15 protein-coding genes are annotated in these 18,164 nt (G+C 64.8%); 8 read left to right on the top strand and 7 right to left on the bottom strand.

Annotated features, from left to right (window positions below; genetic code table 11):
• The first annotated feature begins 222 nt into the window (after positions 1 to 222).
• The 4 genes from deoC to LB535_RS05800 all read left to right on the top strand — a co-directional run bounded on the left by deoC (position 223) and on the right by LB535_RS05800 (position 5,732).
• On the top strand, positions 223 to 1,269 hold the full coding sequence (deoC, locus tag LB535_RS05815; RefSeq protein ID WP_224631504.1) for a deoxyribose-phosphate aldolase: 1,047 nt from the start codon (positions 223 to 225) through the stop codon (positions 1,267 to 1,269).
• A 16-nt stretch (positions 1,270 to 1,285) separates the two neighbouring features.
• Positions 1,286 to 3,661 carry an aldehyde dehydrogenase family protein gene (locus LB535_RS05810; RefSeq protein WP_224631503.1) on the top strand — a complete coding sequence of 792 codons (2,376 nt, stop codon included), beginning with the start codon at positions 1,286 to 1,288 and terminating at the stop codon, positions 3,659 to 3,661.
• Between the two features lie 319 nt (positions 3,662 to 3,980).
• Positions 3,981 to 4,712 carry an SDR family oxidoreductase gene (locus tag LB535_RS05805; RefSeq protein WP_224629686.1) on the top strand — a complete coding sequence of 244 codons (732 nt, stop codon included), beginning with the start codon at positions 3,981 to 3,983 and terminating at the stop codon, positions 4,710 to 4,712.
• A gap of 174 nt (positions 4,713 to 4,886) precedes the next feature.
• Positions 4,887 to 5,732: a fumarylacetoacetate hydrolase family protein gene (locus tag LB535_RS05800; protein ID WP_224631502.1), complete on the top strand. Its 846-nt coding sequence runs from the start codon at positions 4,887 to 4,889 to the stop codon at positions 5,730 to 5,732.
• A gap of 204 nt (positions 5,733 to 5,936) precedes the next feature.
• Here LB535_RS05800 and LB535_RS05795 read toward each other — a convergent pair whose 3' ends face one another.
• The 6 genes from LB535_RS05795 to LB535_RS05770 all read right to left on the bottom strand — a co-directional run bounded on the left by LB535_RS05795 (position 5,937) and on the right by LB535_RS05770 (position 12,421).
• Positions 5,937 to 6,935 (bottom strand): ABC transporter ATP-binding protein, encoded by a 999-nt coding sequence (locus LB535_RS05795; protein ID WP_224631501.1) that lies wholly within the window; start codon positions 6,933 to 6,935, stop codon positions 5,937 to 5,939.
• A 15-nt stretch (positions 6,936 to 6,950) separates the two neighbouring features.
• Positions 6,951 to 7,964, bottom strand: a complete 1,014-nt coding sequence (locus LB535_RS05790; protein ID WP_263490618.1) for a Gfo/Idh/MocA family protein — start codon at positions 7,962 to 7,964, stop codon at positions 6,951 to 6,953.
• Between the two features lie 112 nt (positions 7,965 to 8,076).
• Positions 8,077 to 8,916, bottom strand: coding sequence for a carbohydrate ABC transporter permease (locus tag LB535_RS05785; protein WP_224604417.1), 840 nt, complete (start codon positions 8,914 to 8,916; stop codon positions 8,077 to 8,079).
• A gap of 8 nt (positions 8,917 to 8,924) precedes the next feature.
• Positions 8,925 to 9,854, bottom strand: a complete 930-nt coding sequence (locus tag LB535_RS05780) for a carbohydrate ABC transporter permease (protein ID WP_095768146.1) — start codon at positions 9,852 to 9,854, stop codon at positions 8,925 to 8,927.
• Positions 9,855 to 10,096: 242 nt separating this feature from the next.
• Complete coding sequence (locus LB535_RS05775; RefSeq protein ID WP_224631499.1) at positions 10,097 to 11,356, bottom strand: ABC transporter substrate-binding protein; 1,260 nt, start codon at positions 11,354 to 11,356, stop codon at positions 10,097 to 10,099.
• A 114-nt stretch (positions 11,357 to 11,470) separates the two neighbouring features.
• On the bottom strand, positions 11,471 to 12,421 hold the full coding sequence (locus tag LB535_RS05770; RefSeq protein WP_224631498.1) for an N-acetylmuramic acid 6-phosphate etherase: 951 nt from the start codon (positions 12,419 to 12,421) through the stop codon (positions 11,471 to 11,473).
• A 200-nt stretch (positions 12,422 to 12,621) separates the two neighbouring features.
• Between LB535_RS05770 and LB535_RS05765 the strand changes: the two genes are divergently transcribed.
• From LB535_RS05765 to nagA, 4 genes are read left to right on the top strand one after another with little or no spacing between them, the layout of a single operon-like run.
• Positions 12,622 to 13,503: a BadF/BadG/BcrA/BcrD ATPase family protein gene (locus tag LB535_RS05765; protein WP_224631497.1), complete on the top strand. Its 882-nt coding sequence runs from the start codon at positions 12,622 to 12,624 to the stop codon at positions 13,501 to 13,503.
• On the top strand, positions 13,500 to 14,279 hold the full coding sequence (locus LB535_RS05760; protein WP_224531693.1) for a GntR family transcriptional regulator: 780 nt from the start codon (positions 13,500 to 13,502) through the stop codon (positions 14,277 to 14,279). Before LB535_RS05765 ends, LB535_RS05760 begins: the two co-directional genes overlap by 4 nt.
• A complete protein-coding gene (locus LB535_RS05755) occupies positions 14,276 to 15,307 on the top strand; it encodes an SIS domain-containing protein (RefSeq protein ID WP_224631496.1) in 1,032 nt (343 codons plus the stop codon). Before LB535_RS05760 ends, LB535_RS05755 begins: the two co-directional genes overlap by 4 nt.
• Positions 15,304 to 16,464 carry an N-acetylglucosamine-6-phosphate deacetylase gene (gene nagA / locus LB535_RS05750; RefSeq protein ID WP_224631495.1) on the top strand — a complete coding sequence of 387 codons (1,161 nt, stop codon included), beginning with the start codon at positions 15,304 to 15,306 and terminating at the stop codon, positions 16,462 to 16,464. The genes LB535_RS05755 and nagA overlap by 4 nt, the downstream gene beginning before the upstream one ends.
• 181 nt (positions 16,465 to 16,645) lie before the next feature.
• Here the strand turns inward: nagA and LB535_RS05745 are convergent, their stop codons facing one another.
• Entirely contained in the window at positions 16,646 to 18,163 is a 1,518-nt protein-coding gene (locus LB535_RS05745; protein ID WP_224631494.1) for a malonate--CoA ligase, read from the bottom strand.
• Position 18,164: the final 1 nt, after the last annotated feature.

Raw genomic sequence — 18,164 nt, 5'->3', positions numbered from 1 at the left:
GCCCGAGTATGACGAAGGGATGGGCGTTGCGGCCAATCTCCAACGCAGGGAGCATGATGTTTTGACCATACGGTCAAAAATCTGCTGCCTGAGCGGGCTTTTTGCGCTATGACCCTTTGAAAGACTCGTGAAGCATCGTTTCACGGGCTATCTTCGTTCGTGCCACCCAATGACACCCACGAAGGCATAAAAGCGCAAAGGCGCTGAGTGAAAGGGCAGGAGATGAGCACGATCCGCGAGGCCGGCGCAGGCGCGCCCAAGGTGATGCCGCTGCCGGCGCGCGCCGCCGCCAACACGTCGGTGCCGCTGGAGCACGGCATTGCCCGCAACCCCGGCATGAAGCTCGATCTCGGTTTTCTGGAATCGGTGCGCAGCGTCAACCGCTCGGCGCTGGAGCGTCGGGTCGCGACGCTCACCAAGCGGCGCTCGATCAAGGCCGACAACCAGGCCGCCTGGCTCTTGCGCGCCATCGCCTGCATGGATCTCACCACGCTGAACTCCAACGACACCGACGAGCGCGTGCGCCGGCTTTGCGCCAAGGCGATCAGTCCCCTGCGTCGCGATATCGTCGAGGGCCTCGGCATATCGAGCGAGGCGATCCGTCCGGCGGCGGTCTGCGTCTACCATCCCTTCGTCGCCACCGCGGTCGACGCCGTGCGCGGCACCGGCATCCATGTCGCCGCCGTCTCGACTGCTTTCCCGCACGGCCTTGCGCCGCTCTCGACCCGCCTGCAGGAGATCGAAGCATCGGTGAAGGACGGCGCCGACGAGATCGACGTCGTCATTCCGCGCGGCCTGGTTTATGGCGCCAAATGGCGCGAGCTGTTCAACGAGATCGTCGCCATGCGCGCCGCCTGCGGCGATGCGCATCTCAAGGTCATTCTTGGCACCGGCGACCTCGCCACGCTGCGCAACGTCATGCTCGCCTCGATGGTTGCGATGATGGCGGGCGCCGATTTCATCAAGACCTCGACCGGCAAGGAGAGCGTCAACGCCACGCTTCCCGTCGGCCTTGCCATGGTGCGCGCCATCCGCGCCTATTTCGAGGAGACCGGCTATCTCATTGGCTTCAAGCCGGCCGGCGGCATTTCGACGGCAAAAGTCTCGCTCGACTGGCTGGTGCTGATGAAAGAGGAGCTCGGCCGTCCCTGGCTCGAGCCGGACCTGTTCCGCTTCGGCGCCTCCAGCCTGCTCACCGACATCGAACGCCAGCTCGAACATCATTTGACCGGCCACTATTCGGCCAACCACCGCCACGCGATGGCGTAGGCTACGAGTGCGCCCCATGAACATCCTCGAACGCTATCACGCCATGGAATACGGCCCGGCGCCGGAAGCCCGCAATGAGGCGGATGCCTGGCTCGCCGCACGCGACTTCTCCAAGGCGCTGTTCATCGACGGCGGCTGGAAAGCGGCGACAAGCGGCAAGACTTTCGACACCAGCGAGCCGTCTTCCGGCAAGCTTCTGGCCAAGATCTCGGATGCCGGCGCCGCCGATATTGACGCGGCGGTTGCGGCGGCAGCAAAGGCGCTGCCAAAATGGTCGGCATCCTTGGGCTACGCCCGCGCAAAAGTGCTCTATGCCATCGGCCGCGCCATGCAGCGCCACCAGCGCCTGTTCGCGGTGCTGGAATCGATCGACAACGGCAAGCCGATCCGCGAGAGCCGCGACATCGATGTGCCGCTGGCGATCCGCCACTTCATCCATCATGCCGGCTGGGCGCAGACGCTGGACAAGGACTTTCCCGACCATAAGCCGGTCGGCGTCGTCGGCCAGGTCATCCCGTGGAATTTCCCGCTGCTGATGCTGGCCTGGAAGATCGCGCCGGCCTTGGCCGCCGGCTGCACGGTGGTGCTGAAGCCTGCCGAATTCACGCCGCTCACCGCCATATTGTTCGCCGAGATCTGCGAGCGGGCGGGCGTGCCGAAAGGCGTCGTCAACATCGTTCAGGGCGGCCCTGAAGCGGGCGCGGCCATCGTCAATCATCCCGGCCTCCAGAAGATCGCCTTCACCGGCTCTTCGGAAGTCGGCAGGATCATTCGCAAGGCGACGGCCGGTTCCGGCAAGAAGCTTTCACTGGAGCTCGGCGGCAAGTCGGCCTTCATCGTCTTCGAGGATGCCGATCTCGACAGCGCCGTCGAAGGCCTGGTCGACGGCATCTGGTTCAACCAGGGCCAGGTCTGCTGCGCCGGCTCGCGCCTCCTGGTGCAGGAAGGCATCGCCGAGGCCCTCATTGCGAAGATCAAGGTCAGGATGGCGCGGCTGCGCGTCGGAAGTCCGCTCGACAAGAACACCGACATCGGCCCGCTTGTCGACCGCACCCAGCTGGACCGCGTCAAGGGTCTCATCGCCGAGGGCGCGAAACAGGGCGCCGTCTGCTGGCAGCCGGACGCTGCCTTGCCGACGACAGGCTACTATCACCTGCCGACGCTCGCGACGAGTGTTTCGCCGGCTAACATTCTGGCGCAGGAAGAGGTCTTTGGCCCTGTCCTGGCGACGATGAGCTTCCGCAACACCGAGGAAGCGATCGAGCTTGCCAACAACACGCGCTACGGCCTTGCCGCCTCGGTATGGAGCGAGAACATCAATCTGGCCCTCCATGTCGCGCCGCAATTGAAGGCGGGCGTGGTGTGGGTCAACGGCACCAACATGTTCGACGCCGCCTGCGGCTTTGGCGGCTACCGCGAAAGCGGTTTTGGCCGTGAAGGCGGTCGCGAAGGCATGTTCGAATATCTCGCGGCCAAGCTGCCGGTCGGGTCCGTCATCAAGCCAGCCATGGCCGGAACGGCCCAGTCGGTCGAACAGGCCGACGGCACGGCGATCGATCGCACGGCAAAGCTGTTCATCGGCGGCAAGCAGGTGCGCCCGGATGGCAACTATTCGCTCGCCGTTGCCACCGCCAAGGGCAAGCTGGCCGGCGAAGTCGGCCTCGGCAACCGCAAGGACATCCGCGATGCCGTCGCCGCCGCCCGCGCCTGCAAGGCCTGGCCGGAGGCGAGCGCCTATAACCGCAGCCAGGTGCTCTATTACTTCGCAGAGAACCTTTCGGGCCGCGCCGATGAGTTCGCCGCACGCCTTGTCCAGTTGACCGGCGTCACCGCCAAGGCCGCGCGCGAAGAGGTCGAGCAGTCGATCGAGCGGCTGTTCTTCTATGCCGGCCTGACCGACAAGTTCGAGGGCCGCGTCCACCAGCCGCCGGCCCGCGTCGTGACGCTCGCGCTGCATGAGCCGGTCGGCGTCGTCGGCATCGTTGCGCCGGACAACCAGCCTTTGCTCAACTTCATTTCGCTGGTCGCGCCGGCGCTTGCCATGGGCAACACCGTCGTTGCCGTCCCGTCCGAGCGGCATCCGCTGCTTGCGACCGACCTCTATCAGGTGATCGAATATTCCGACTTGCCTGCCGGCGCCATCAACATCGTCACCGGCCGCAGCGCCGAGCTGGCCGGCGTGCTGGCCAAGCATGACGATGTCGACGGGCTCTGGGTATTCGCCGATGCCGACATTTGCGCCAAGGCGGAGGCCGACTCCATCGGCAACTTGAAGCGGGTCTGGACCGGCAACGGCCGCACGCTCGACTGGGCCTCGGGGGAGGCCGCCGGCGAACCGTTCCTGCGCCGCGCCATCGAGGTCAAGAACGTCTGGGTACCTTACGGCGACTGATGGCGTTCCGGTTGAGGCGCGCCACGCGACGGAGCCGTTTTTGGCCGTTGCCGCGAAGGTGATTGCCCTCGGGCTTGACGTCCGGGCGCGTGTTCTTTAACGAGAAAAAACATCTTTATCTATGAAGCGGAAATCTGACCGCACGATGCCAGCTGTCTGGCACACGACGCCTGGGCCGGCCATCGATAGAGGCGGACGCACTAGCAATTCCAGGAAAGGTGTGAGCGGCTTTCCGTCCGGAATTGCGCCAAAGCAGGAGATGGAGCGGTTCGCCGTTTCTGTGAAACGGTGAAACACTCCAGGCAGGCGAGGAGAAAACATGGCGGATCTGGCGGGTAAGGTGGTTGTGGTCACCGCGGCGGCGCAAGGTATCGGCCGGGCGAGCGCGCTGGCTTTCGCCAAGACGGGCGCGACCGTTCACGCCACCGATATCAACGAGCCGCTGCTGGCCGAGCTGGGCAAGACGCCTGGCATCAAGATACGCAAGCTCGATGTGCTGAACGATGCGGCCGTCGCTACTGCATTCGCCGAGATCGGCCAAGTCGACGTGCTGTTCAACTGCGCCGGTTTCGTCCATGGCGGCTCCATCCTCGAGATGAAGGACGAGGATCTCGACTTCGCGCTCAACCTCAATGTCCGTTCGATGATCCGCACCATCCGCGCCGTGCTGCCGGGCATGCTGGAGCGCGGCGACGGCTCGATCATCAACATGGCCTCGCTGGCAAGCTCGCAAAAGGGTGTGCCGAACCGCTTCGTCTACGGACTGACCAAAGCAGCCGTGGTCGGCCTGACCAAGGCGGTTGCCGCCGATTATGTCGCCAAGGGCATACGCTGCAACGCGATCTGCCCGGGCACGGTCGAAAGCCCGTCGCTTCAGGACCGCATGCATGCCCAAGGCGACTATGAGGCAGCGCGCGCGGCCTTCATCGCCCGCCAGCCCATGGGCAGGCTTGGCACGCCGGAGGAGATCGCCGATCTCGCCGTCTATCTTGCCGGCGCAACCTACACGTCGGGGCAGGCCTATAATATCGATGGCGGCTGGTCGATCTGACGAGAGGCTCGGATATCGGTGGGGCGGTCGGATCGAAACGTCTGAAAATCTCGACGATTTGGTCGGCATAGTAGCGAGGCTTGCTTGCCGTGGACGGGGTCGGCAACTACGGTCCGCTGGCTTTGATGGGAATTTGCAAAACCGGCCCTTGGCCGCAAGGTGGAGAACGTTGAGATGAAGTTGTTGCGCTATGGCGAAGCTGGCTGCGAAAAGCCCGGCCTGCTCGATGCGGATGGGACGATCCGCGACCTTTCGGCTCATGTCGCCGACATCGCCGGCACGGCGCTTCATCCGGCTTCGCTGGAGATGCTCTCGAAGCTCGATCCGAAGTCGCTGCCGGTGGTCCTTGGCAAGCCGCGCCTGGGCGCCTGCGTCGCCGGCACCGGAAAATTCATCTGCATCGGCCTGAACTATTCCGATCACGCCGCCGAGACCGGCGCCACCGTGCCGCCGGAGCCGATCATCTTCATGAAGGCAAGCTCGGCGATCGTCGGGCCCGATGACGACGTGCTGATCCCGCGCGGCTCGGTCAAGACCGACTGGGAGGTTGAGCTCGGCGTGATCATCGGCAAGACAGCGAAGTATGTCTCGGAGGACGACGCGCTGGATTATGTTGCCGGCTATTGCGTCGCGCATGACGTCTCCGAGCGTGCCTTCCAGGCCGAGCGCCAGGGTCAGTGGACCAAGGGCAAGTCGTGCGACACCTTCGGCCCGACCGGCCCCTGGCTGGTCACCAAGGACGAGGTCGCCGACCCGCAGAACCTGAAGATGTGGCTGACCGTCAACGGCAAGACCATGCAGAACGGCTCGACCAGGACCATGGTCTTTGGCGTCAAATATCTGGTCGCCTACCTCAGCCAGTTCATGTCGCTGCATCCCGGCGACATCATCTCCACCGGCACCCCGCCCGGCGTCGGCCTCGGCATGAAGCCGCAGGTGTTCCTGAAGCCGGGCGACGTCGTCGAGCTCGGCATCGAGGGATTGGGCCAGCAGAAGCAGACGTTCAAAGCGGACGAGTAAGGTGCGACTATCCCTTCTCCCCTTGTGGGAGAAGGTGGATCGGCGCGCAGCGCCGAGACGGATGAGGGGTGCTCCACCGGAGTGCCGCCTTGAAGATTGAAGATATCCCACGCTTCATTCTGCCGCGACGAGATCCTTCCAACACCCCTCATCCGGCCGCTTCGCGGCCACCTTCTCCCACAAGGGGAGAAGGGGAAGCCGCCGCTACCTCAACACCTTCCCATCCGCTCCAAACCGATACGTCTTCGCCGCATCCGGGGTCGCGTAGAGCGTCGCGCCCGGCTCGGCATTGTAGACGCCGAAGATGCGCACGGTGATCAGCCCGGCCTTCTCGCAGTCGAGATAGAGATTGGTGTCGGCACCGAGATGCTCGGCATGCACGACCGTGCCTTTCCAGGCGCCCGACGTCGCGTCGACGGTGACATGTTCCGGCCGCACGCCGATGGTCTTGGCCGTCTCGCCAAGCCTGGCGCCGTCGATGAAATTCATCTTCGGCGAGCCGATGAAGCCGGCAACGAATTCGTTGGCCGGCGAATTATAGAGCTCCATCGGGCTGCCGATCTGCTCGATGCGGCCGGCGTTGAGAACCACAATCTTGTCGGCCAGCGTCATCGCCTCGACCTGGTCGTGGGTGACGTAGATCATCGTCGCCTTCAGCCGCCGGTGCAGCTGCGCGATCTCAAGCCTGGTGTTGACGCGCAGCGCCGCATCGAGGTTGGACAGCGGCTCGTCGAAGAGGAACAGCTTCGGCTCGCGCACCACGGCGCGGCCGATGGCGACGCGCTGGCGCTGGCCGCCCGACAGTTCCGCCGGGCGGCGCTCGAGATAGGGCTCCAGCGACAGCATCGCGGAGGCGATCTTGATGCGCCGCTCGATCTCGGCCGCCGGCGTGCCGGCCTGCTTCAGGCCAAGCGCCATATTGTTCTTCACCGTCAGATGCGGGTAGAGCGCGTAGGTCTGGAACACCATGGCGATGCCGCGTTTGGCCGGCGGCGTGACGGAAACGTCCGTGCCGTCGATCAGCACGCGGCCGGAGGTCGAATCTTCCAGGCCGGCGATGACGCGCAGCAGCGTCGATTTTCCGCAGCCGGACGGGCCGACGAAGACGACGAACTCGCCGTCCGTCACTTCGAGGTTGATGCCCTTCAGCACCTCGACCGGCCCGAAAGCCTTCTTCACATTCTCGATCTTCAGCGAACCCACGGCGTCGTCCCTGTTCTAGAGTTTCACGGCGTTGCCGCTGCGCACGCTCTCGTCGGCGGCAAGGCAGACGGCGAGCGATTTCACGGCATCGTCCATGTGGCGGGTGAGGTCGATGTTTTCGCGGATGGCCTTGAGGAGGAAGGCCTGTTCGAGGTCGCAAAGCTCCTGGTGGCCCGGTTCGCCTTCCATCGACAGCAGCTGGTCCTCCCGGGCGAATTTGCCGTCCGGCCCAGTCGCCGCGCTATGCAGCCTAATCGTCGAGGTCTTGGTATGGGTGTCGATGTCGTCGGACCTGACGCCCTCCTTCATCACGATCGAGACGCAGCCCTTCGGCGACATGACGTCCTTCACGAAGAAGGCCGTTTCCGAGATCATCGGCCCCCAGCCGGCCTCGTACCAGCCGACCGAGCCGTCCTCGAACAGCACCTGCAGGTGCCCGTAATTGTACATTGACGGAGCCACCTCGTCGCTCAGCCGCACCCCCATGCCGCGCACCTCGACGGGTCTCGAGTCGGTGATCTGCAGCATCACGTCGAGATAATGCACGCCGCAATCGACGATCGGCGACGTCGTCTGCATCAGCTGCTTGTGCGTCTCCCAGGTGTGGCCGGAGGATTGCTGATTGAGGTTCATGCGGAAGACATATGGGCCGCCGAGCTTGCGCGCCTCGGCGATCAGCCGCACCCAGGACGGATGGTGACGCAGGATATAGCCGATCACCAGTTTCTTGCCGTTGGCCTTCGCGGCATCGACGACTCGCTTTGCGTCGGCAACCGTGGTCGCCAGCGGCTTCTCGACGAAGACATGGCAGCCGGCCTCGAAGGCCCGCACCGCATAGTCGGCATGGCTGTCGGAATAGGTGGCGACCGCCGCGACATCCGGCCTCTCGTCGCGCAGCGCGTCGTCAAAGGAGCGCCTTATACCGTAGCCGGCGAGCCCGTCCGGCAGCGGCACGTCGGAACGGTTGACGAGTGCGGCGATCTCGAAGCCTGGGTTGCTGTGGTAGGCAAGCGCATGGCTGCGGCCCATATTGCCGAGGCCGGCGACGACTACGCGAAGAGAGGTTTTATCGCTCACCTGACTGCTCCATTTTTTCCTGAGAGGGTGAAGCGCAGCCCTATCAAAAGTTGGCTATTGCGGCTCACTTCACCGCTCCCGACGTGATGCCGCGGATCAGCTGCCGCGAGAAGATGACATAGAGGATCAGCACCGGCAGGATCGCCAGCGACAGCGCCGCCAGGATCGCGTTCCAGTTGGTGACGAACTGACCGAGGAAGAGCTGCGCGCCGAGCGTCACGGTCTTGGTCTCCTCCGAAGGCGCCAGGATCAGCGGGAACCACAGATCGTTCCAGATCGGGATCATGGTGAAGACGGCGACGGTCGCCATGGACGGACGCACCAGCGGCAGCACCAGCCGGAAGAAGATCGTGTATTCCGACAGCCCGTCTATGCGGCCTGCATTCTTCAGGTCGCTGGACACCTGCTTCATGAATTCCGACAGGATGAAGATCGCCAGCGGCAGGCCTTGCGCGGTATAGACCAGGATCAGCGCCGTCAGCGTGTTGACCAACCCGGTCGCCACCATCAATTGCAGGATGGCGACGGTGCCGAGGCGGATCGGGATCATGATGCCGAGAGCCAGGTAGAGCCCCATCATCGTGTTGCCGCGGAAGCGGTATTCCGACAGCGCGAAGGCGGCCATCGCGCCGAACAGAAGCACGAAGAACAGCGAGGCGACGGTGACGACGAGGCTGTTCTGGAAATAGTGGATGAAGTCGCCCTGGCCGATCACCGTGGTGTAGCCGATCAGGTCGAAGGTCTTTGGCGTCGGCGGCGTCAGCGGCGCGCCGAAGATGCCTGCGCGCGACTTGAACGAATTCATCACCACCAGGACCACCGGAAACAGCGCGATCGCCGTGTAGGTCAGGAGGATCGCATGCGCGCCGATGGCGCGGGGAAGCGAACGTGTGGCTGTGCTCATGGTGCGCCTCAGAACTGGTAGCGACGCAGGCGCGTCTGCACGAGGAACAGATAGACGCAGACGCCGGCGAGGATGATCAGGAACATGATCGTGGCGATGGTCGCGCCCATGTTGGGATCGCCGACCTGCAGCTGGAAGCCGAAGAAGGCGCGGTAGAGAAAGGTGCCGAGGATGTCGGTCGAATAGTTCGGCCCGGCAAGCGCCCCTTGCGCCGTGTAGATCAGGTCGAAAGCGTTGAAATTGCCGACGAAGGTCAGAATCGAGATGATGCCGATCGAGGGCAGGATCAGCGGCAGCTTGATCTTCCAGAACTGCGCCATGCCGGTGACGCCGTCGCATTCGGCCGCCTCGATCACCTCGTCGGGGATCGACAGCAGCGCTGCATAGATCAGCATCATCGGGATGCCGACGAACTGCCAGACCGAGACCAGGCTGAGCGCGGTGAGCGCATATTGCTCCTTGCCGAGCCACGGCGTGAAGAAGCTCTTCAATCCGACGAAATCCATCAGATGCGGCGCCACGCCCCAGATCGGCGACAGGATCAGCTTCCAGGCGAAGCCGACGATGACGAAGGACAGGATCGTCGGCACGAAGATCGCCGTGCGGTAGAAGGCGGTGAAGCGCAGCCGGGGGCTGGAAAGAAGCGCCGCCAGAAGCACCCCGATCGGGTTCTGCACCAGCATGTGGATGATGAAGAACCAGACATTGTTCCTCAGCGCGTTCCAGAAATTCACCGACCAGTTCGGATCGCCGAACAGCGTGCGGAAATTGCCCAGTCCGACAAAGACCTGGGACTGCTCGATGTTGCGGAACAGCGAAAGCTGCAGCGTGCCGAACAGCGGCAGGATCATGAATGCGGTGTAGACCAGCACCGCCGGCGCCAGGAAGACGCCGACATGCCAGCGGATCGCTCTTTTCGGTCGCGTTTCTGCAGCCATGAGTTCGGTAGCCATGAGTTCGGTTCCCCGCCGTCTCTGGGTTCCAGGTCGGTTGATGCTAGCTGATGCCTCGATGCACGGCTTGGCTGTCCCCTTGAGGAGAAAGACAAGGCCAGCGACAGATCGGCTCCGTCTTCCCCGCATTGGGAGGGTAAGACCGGGAGGCTGCGCCGACAATCGCTATCGGGAACTGTTTGAACGCCGGCCGGGCCCGAGCCCGGCCGGCATCGCAATCGATGCTCTTACTTCGCCGGCTTGTACCAGCTGTCGAGGCCGTCCTGCAGCTTCTTGGCCGCGGCTTCCGGCGTGTCGGTGCCGTTGATCACATTGGCCGATTCAACCCAGGTCTCGTTCTCGAGGTTCGGCGTGCCGCGCGACAGGATCTGGTAGGTCGAGCGGATCGTCGACTTGCACTTGCCGCGCCAGGAGACGAACTCCTGCGCCAGCGGGTCTTCCATCTTCACCGGCGAGGAGTTCAGGCTGAAGAAGCCGGGCAGCGCGTTGGCGTAGATGGTGGCGAAATCCGGCGAGGCGACCCAGGACAGGAACTTCTTGGCCTCTTCCGCATGCTTCGATGCCGCATTCAGGCCCATGCCGATGTCGGTGTGGTCGGAGATGTAGCAGGTGTCGCCTGCCTTCTCGACCGGCGGCGGGAAGGCGCCCATCTTGAACTGCGCCTGGGTGTTGAACAGGCCGATTTCCCACGAGCCGGCCGGGTAGATGGCGGCGCGGCCGAGCGTGAACAGGTTCTGGCTGTCCGGATAGGTCTGCGCCTCGAAGCCGTCGCCGAGATACGGCTTCCACTTGGCCAATTCCTTGAAGGGCTCGATCCACTGCGGATCGGTGAGCTTCTGCTCGCCCTTGATCAGCGCCTGGCGGCCTTCCTCGCCCTTCCAGTAGTTCGGGCCGACATTCTGGTAGCCCATGGTCGCGGCTTCCCAGAGGTCCTTGGTGCCCATCGCCATCGGGATGTAGGTGCCGTCCGCCTTGATCTTGTCGAGCGCGGCGAAGAACTCGTCGCGGGTCTGCGGCACCTTGATGCCGAGCTTGTCGAAGGCATCCTTGTTGTAGATGAAGCCGTGGATGACCGAGGCCATCGGCACGCAGAAGCTCGACTTACCGTCGTCGGTCTGCCAGGCGGCCTTGGCGACGGGCGAAAAGTTCTCCATGCCAGGCAGCGAGCTCAGGTCGGCGAGGTTGCCTTTCTTGAACAGTTCCAGCGACTTGTCGAAGGGGCGGCAGGTGATCAGGTCGCCCGCCGAGCCGGCAGCGAGCTTGGCGCCGAGGGCCGCGTCGTATTCGGTCGGGGCCGAAGGCGCGAACACCACCTTGATGCCGGGGTTCTTAGCTTCGAAGGCCGGAATGAGCTTGTCCTTCCAGATGGTCAGGTCGTCGCCGCGCCAGCTTTCGATGTTGAGCGTCACGTCCTCGGCCAGCGCCATCCCAGTCGTGCCGAGGATGCTTGTGCCGAGCAGAAGGGCCGTCAGTAGTTTGGTCTTCATCTTCAGTCTCCCTGTTGACCTTTTTCAGGTTCGGTTTTGAGAACAGGGGCTCAGCGCCCCTTGCTCCCCTCGCAAGCCCGTTTCACCCCGATGGAAATCGGGATGAAAAGGGCCCTACCTCTTTGTTAGGGCATGATCTTTTCCGAAAAGCGGGTTCCACTTTTCGGAATCATGACCCAGCGCGGAAAGCGCCGGCCTGAGCTTCTGGCCGGTTCCTTCCAGTATCTTCTCGGCCGCGTCGGCGCTGGCGGCGCCCGCGGCGAGCAGAATGGCGGTCTTGACGCCGCCGCGGCTCTCTTCGAGCAGGCGGGCGGCGTCGTCGCGGCTCTTGCCGCTGATGGCGGCGACTATGCGCACGGCGCGGTCGCGCAGCTTGATGTTGTCGGCGGTGAGATTGACCATGTAGCCGTCATGGACATGGCCGAGATGGATCGCGGTCAGCGTCGACAGCATGTTGAGCGCGATCTTCTGCGCCGTGCCCGCGCCCATGCGCGTCGAGCCGGCGATCAGCTCAGGCGGGGTTTCGAGCAGGATGGCGACGTCGGCCTGCTTGAACAGGACGGCGCCCCGGTTGTTGGCAATCGCGATGGTGGCGGCGCCCCGGCTGCGCGCGTCTTCGAGCGCCCGCACGGCATATGGCGTGGAACCGCTGGCGGAGACGGCGATCAGGCAGTCGCCCTTGCCGATAGCAGCCGCGGCAACCGCCGCCGCCGCTTCCTCGGTGTCGTCCTCCGGCCCGCCTGCCAGCGTGCGGAAGGCGTCGTCGCCGCCGGCGATGAGGATGGCGATGCGGTCGCGCGCAATGCCGAAGGTGCCCGGCAACTCCAACGCGTCGGCAAGCGCCATCAAGCCGGAGCTGCCGGCCGCCGCATAGGCAAGCTTGCCGCCGCTCTTCAATTGCTTCGCGATGAGTTCGGCGGCAAGGGCAATCGCCGGAATGGCGCCGTGCACGGCCTTGCCGGCCTCGATCTGGGCGTTGGCCAGGAACGCCAGAATGGTTTCGGGGGCCTGGACATCCAGCCCCTCGGCATTCTGGTGGAGCGCTTCGGTGCGCATCTCGGCCATGCATTTTCCTCCGATTGAGCGAACAATACCAAAAAAATACCACTTGTCCACACGCATTAATGAATTTCAGGCGGCGGACCTCCCTTGTCGGCAAATTGGCGTGATTTTTCAATAAAATGCGCCTTAATCTTTTTTGAACAGAAATTAACTCTTGGCTATTGGTATTTTATTGGTATTATCGGGCTCCGAGGAGAAATCGCGTGAAATTCGTGCTTGGCATCGATGGCGGCGGCACCAGCTGCAGGGCGGCCCTTGCGACCGTCGGCGGCGCCGTTGTCGGTCGCGCCAAGAGCGGCGCCGCCAACATCCGCACCGACCTCACCGGCGCCCGTGCCAACATTGTCGAGGCGGCCAAGCAGGCTTTTCTGGCCGCCGGGGCGGATCCGGAACTGATTCCCCAAACGCCGGCCATTCTCGGTCTCGCCGGCGCCAATGTCGGCACCTACCGGCAGCAGCTCGAGGCGATCCTGCCCTTCAGCCGGAGTCGTGTCGAAACCGATGCCGAGATCGCGCTAGAGGGCGCGGTCGGCTCCGGTGACGGCGCCATGGCCATTCTGGGCACCGGCACCGCCTATATGGCGCGTAAGGACGGCAAGTCGCGCGCCATCGGCGGCTGGGGTTTCCAGGTCGGCGACCAGGGCAGCGGCGCCCGCATCGGCCGCGACCTGCTGGAACAGACGCTGCTTGCCTATGACGGCATCCGTCCGGGCTCGCCCTTGACCGACGCCATGCTCGCTGTCTTCCGCAACAATCCCGAAGACGTGGTCGAATTCACCACCAACGCCAAGCCGGGCGATTTCGGCGGCTTCGCGCCAAAGGTTTTCGAGCATGCAGGAAAGGGCGACCTCGTCGCCAATTTCATCCTCGGCAAGGCGGTCGCCGATGTCGAGGCCTCGCTCAACGCGCTCGAGCTTGCCGACCATGCTCCGCTCTGCCTGCTCGGCGGCCTGGCGCCGCTTTATGCGCCGCGCCTTTCGGCACGCTATCAGGCGCTGCTCAAAGCCCCGCTCGACGATGCGCTGGGCGGCGCCGTGCAGATGGCCCTGCGCATCTTTGCCAAGGGTCCGGAGGCCGCCCGATGAGCGCCGCCGACCAGATCTTCTCCATGCTGAAAGAATCCTCGCAGAGCGGCGCGCCGCTCTATTTGCAGCTCAGGCGCAGCATCGAGGAAGCGGTCAATCGCGGCCTGATCGGTCCGGGCGACGCGTTGCCCTCCGAGCGCGACATCGCCAGCAAGGCCGACATCTCGCGCGTCACCGTGCGCAAGGCGGTGCAGGACCTGGTCAAGGGCGGCATCCTCGTCCAGCGTCATGGCTCGGGCACCTTCGTCGCGCCGCGCATGGAGCGTGTCGAGCAGTCGCTGTCACGGCTCACCTCCTTCACCGAGGACATGGCGCGCCGCGGCATGAATGTGCGCTCGGTCTGGCTCGACCGCGGCCTCTATGCGCCGTCGCCGGACGAGATGATGGTGCTGGGCCTCTCCTCGACCGAGCTGGTGGCGCGCGTCGCGCGCCTTCGCATCGCCAACGACACGCCGCTGGCGATCGAGCGCGCGGCGCTCTCGGCCAGCGTCCTGCCCGATCCCGAAGCGATCGGCTCCTCGCTCTATGCGGCGCTGGAAACGACCGGCAATCGCCCGGTACGTGCCGTGCAGCGCATCTCCGCAACCAATCTCGGCGACGCCGATGCGCGCCTCTTGGAAGTGCCGCCGGGGGTTGCCGGACTGCAGATCGAGCGCATTTCCTATCTGGCGAGCGGCAAGGTGATCGAGTTCACCCGCTCGGTCTACAGGGGCGACGCCTATGATTTCGTCGCGGAACTCCGGCTGACCGGGCCGGGAGAGGAGCTCCGGCCATGAATGCCAGCACCACCCATATGCGGCGCGAGATCAACGAGATCCCGGAAGCGGCCGCGCGCCTTCTCGACGGCTCGTCCACCATGTTGGCCGAGGCTGGTCGCGGCCTTCGCGAGCGCGATCCGCATTTCGTCGTCACCGTGGCGCGCGGCTCGTCCGACCATGCCGCGACCTTCATGAAATATGCCGTCGAGCTGACGGCAGGCCTTGCCGTCGCCTCCGTTGGGCCGTCGATCGCGTCGATCTATGGCGCCAGGTTGAGGCTCCGGGGCTCGGCCTGCCTGGCGATCTCGCAGTCGGGCAAGAGCCCGGACATCGTCGCAATGGCCGAAACCGCTCGGGCTGGCGGCGCGCTCACCGTCGCCATCACCAACACGGCGGACTCGCCGCTGGCGCGGGCTTCCGACCACGCCATCGACATTCTGGCCGGACCTGAGCGCAGCGTCGCGGCCACCAAGACCTTCGTCAATTCGGCCGTTGCCGGCCTTGCGCTGATGGCGCATGCGACCGACGACCAAGCACTGCTTAAGGCGCTCGCCGGCCTTCCCGGCCATTTCGAGAAGGCGATCGCCTGCGACTGGATGGCGCTCGCCGGCGCTCTGGAGAACCCGCAATCGCTGTTCATCCTCGGCCGCGGCCCGTCCTTCGCGATCGCCAGCGAGGCGGCGCTGAAATTCAAGGAAACCTGCGCCATGCACGCCGAGGCCTACAGCGCCGCCGAGATCATGCATGGGCCACTGGCGCTGGTCGGCCCCGGGTTCCCGGTCCTGGCGCTTGCCGCCCGCGATGCGTCCGAACCCTCGGTCGCCGAGGCGGCCGACGGACTGACGGCCAAGGGCGCCGCCGCCTTCATCACCTCCGACAAGGCAAAAGCCGCGCGGCTTCTTCCCCATGTCGCCACCGGCCACCCGCTGACCGATCCGCTGCCGCTAATCGTGTCCTTCTACGGCTTCGTCGAGGCCTTCGCGCGCCATCGCGGCCTCGACCCCGACGCGCCGCGCAATTTGCGCAAGGTGACGGAAACCGTATGAGCGACCGTTTCGCACTCACCGGCGCCCGCATCTTCGACGGCGCCGACTGGCATGACAACGCCGCCCTCGTCGTCAAGGGCGACGTCATCGAGGCCATCCTGCCCACCGGGGCGATTCCGTCCGGCGTTTCGACGGTCGAGACCGGCGGCGGCCTGCTTGTGCCCGGTTTCGTCGACATCCAGGTCAATGGCGGCGGTGGCGTGATGCTCAACGACCATCCCGACGTCGCCTCGATCGAGACCATCTGCCGGGCGCACGCGCCCTTCGGCACCACCGCGCTGCTGGTGACGCTGATCACCGACACGCCGGCGATCACCGCCGCCGCCATCGCCGCCGGCGCCGAGGCCGCCCGGGAAAAGGCGCCGGGCTTCCTCGGGCTGCACCTGGAAGGGCCGCATCTCTCGGTAGCCCGCAAGGGCGCGCATGATCCGGCGCTGATCCGGCCGATGACCGACGCCGACCAGGCGGCGCTGATCGCCGCGCGCAAACAGCTTCCCGTCCTGCTCACCACGATCGCGCCGGAATCGGTCGAGCCGGCCCGTGTCGCGGCGCTGGCCAAGGCCGGCGTCGTCGTCAGCCTCGGCCATAGCGATACCGACTACGCGACGGCAACCGCCTTCGCTGAAGCCGGCGCCACGGTGGTCACGCACCTGTTCAACGCCATGAGCCAGATCGGCAACCGCGAGCCGGGCCTGGCCGGTGCGGCGATCGACACCGGCGGCCTGTATGCTGGGATCATCGCCGACGGCATCCATGTCCATCCGGCGACGATGATGCTTGCGCTGCGCGGCAAGCAGGGGCCTGGCAAGATCGTGCTGGTCACCGATGCCATGGCGACGATCGGCACCGACATGACATCGTTCACGCTCAACGGCCGCACCATCTACCGCAAGGACGGGAGTCTGAGGCTTGCCGACGGCACGCTGGCCGGCGCCGATCTCGACATGATTTCCGCCGTGCACTACGTCCATCGCGTCGTCGGGCTCGATCTCGACGAGGCTCTGCGCATGGCCTCGCTGTATCCGGCCGAGGCGATCGGCCAGGCGCACAGGCTTGGCCGGTTCGCCAACGGGACAGCAGCCGACATTGTTGGTCTGTCGGAGGGGCTGGATGTCAGCAACGTCTGGATCGGCGGCAGGAAGGTGTTTGGAGCGTAGGCCTTCGCGGTTTCGTCATCCTCGGGCTTGACCCGAGGATCCATTCCGTGACCTCTGCCGCAGGGCGCAACGGTGCAGAATTCTGTAATCCTTGCAAAGCCTTAGCGTAACGGCATGGATCCTAGGGTCTGCGCGCGTCGCTTCGCTCCTTGCTTCGCCCCAGGGTGACGACGCAGTGTTGTTAGCCGGCTGTATAGATATCCTTATATGCCTCGCGCAGCACGTTCTTCTGCACCTTGCCCATCGTGTTGCGCGGCAGTTCGTCGACGAAGATCACCTGCTTCGGATGCTTGTATTTCGCCAGCCGTCCGGCGATGGCGCCGACAATGTCGGCGGCGCTGATCGCCGAGCCCGGTTTGCGCACCACCACCGCGGTGACGCCTTCGCCGAAATCGGGATGCGGCACGCCGATCACCGCGCTTTCGCCGACACCGTCGAGCGCGTCGATCTCGCTCTCGATCTCCTTCGGATAGACATTGTAGCCGCCGGAGATGATCAGGTCCTTGCCGCGCCCGACGATGTGGACATAACCGTCGGCATCGATCAGGCCGAGGTCGCCGGTGATGAAGAAGCCGTCGTCGCGGAAATCGGCCTTGGTCTTGTCGGGCATGCGCCAATAGCCGGCAAAGACGTTCGGCCCCTTGACCTCGATCATGCCGATCTCGCCCTGGGCCAGCGGCTTGGCCGTCTCGGGATCGGTGATGCGCAGCGAGACTCCGGGCAAGGGGAAGCCGACCGTGCCCGGGCGCCGCTCGCCGTCATAGGGGTTGGACGTGTTCATGTTGGTCTCGGTCATGCCGTAGCGCTCGAGGATGGCGTGGCCGGTGCGCTCGCGCCAGGCCTTGTGCGTCTCGGCGAGCAGCGGCGCCGAGCCGGAGATGAATAGCCGGATCGTCTCCGCCGCCTCGCGTGTCAGGCCGTCCTGCTGCAACAGCCGCACATAGAAGGTCGGCACGCCCATCAAAGCCGTCGCGCGCGGCATCAGCGACAGAATGCGCGCGGGATCGAATTTCTGCTCGAACAACATTGTCGCGCCGGCCATCAAGACGACGTTGGTGGCGACGAACAGGCCGTGTGTGTGGAAGACAGGCAGCGCGTGGATCAGCACGTCGTCGGCGCCGAAGCGCCATTGCTCCACCAGCACGCGGGCATTCGAGGCGAGATTCTCGTGGCTGAGCATCGCACCCTTGGAACGGCCGGTCGTGCCGGAAGTGTAGAGGATCGCGGCAAGATCGTTCGGCCCGCGCGCGACATCGCTGAAATCCGTCGCTTGCCGCGAAGCCTGGCTAGCCAGTATCCCCTGGCCGTCGCGGCCGAGCGTGAGCACCGTGGCGCCGACCGCCGCGGCAAGCGGCTCGACGCCCGAAAGGCGGTCCGGATCGCAAACGATCAGTTTCGGCTCGGCATCACGGAAGAAATAGTCGAGCTCGGGCAGCGTGTAGGCGGTGTTGAGCGGCAGGAAGACCGCGCCGGTGCGTAACGAGGCGAGATAGAGCAGCATCGCCTCCGGGCTCTTCTCGACCTGAACCGCGACACGGTCACCGGGCTCGACGCCGGCCTGCGCGAGGGCATGCGCCAGCTGCGCCGACTTCGCCAGCATGTCGCCATAGGTGATCGAACGGCCGTCATCCGTCTCCATCAGCAGCCGGCCAGGCGCCGGCATGCGGGAACGGAATGCGCTGAAGAGATGATTGGTCATG

The sequence above is a fragment of the Mesorhizobium sp. CA10 genome (genome assembly GCF_020165285.1).
Lineage (GTDB): Bacteria > Pseudomonadota > Alphaproteobacteria > Rhizobiales > Rhizobiaceae > Mesorhizobium.
Note: the sequence above shows the minus strand (reverse complement) of the source record. Positions and strands in the feature narration are given on the sequence as shown.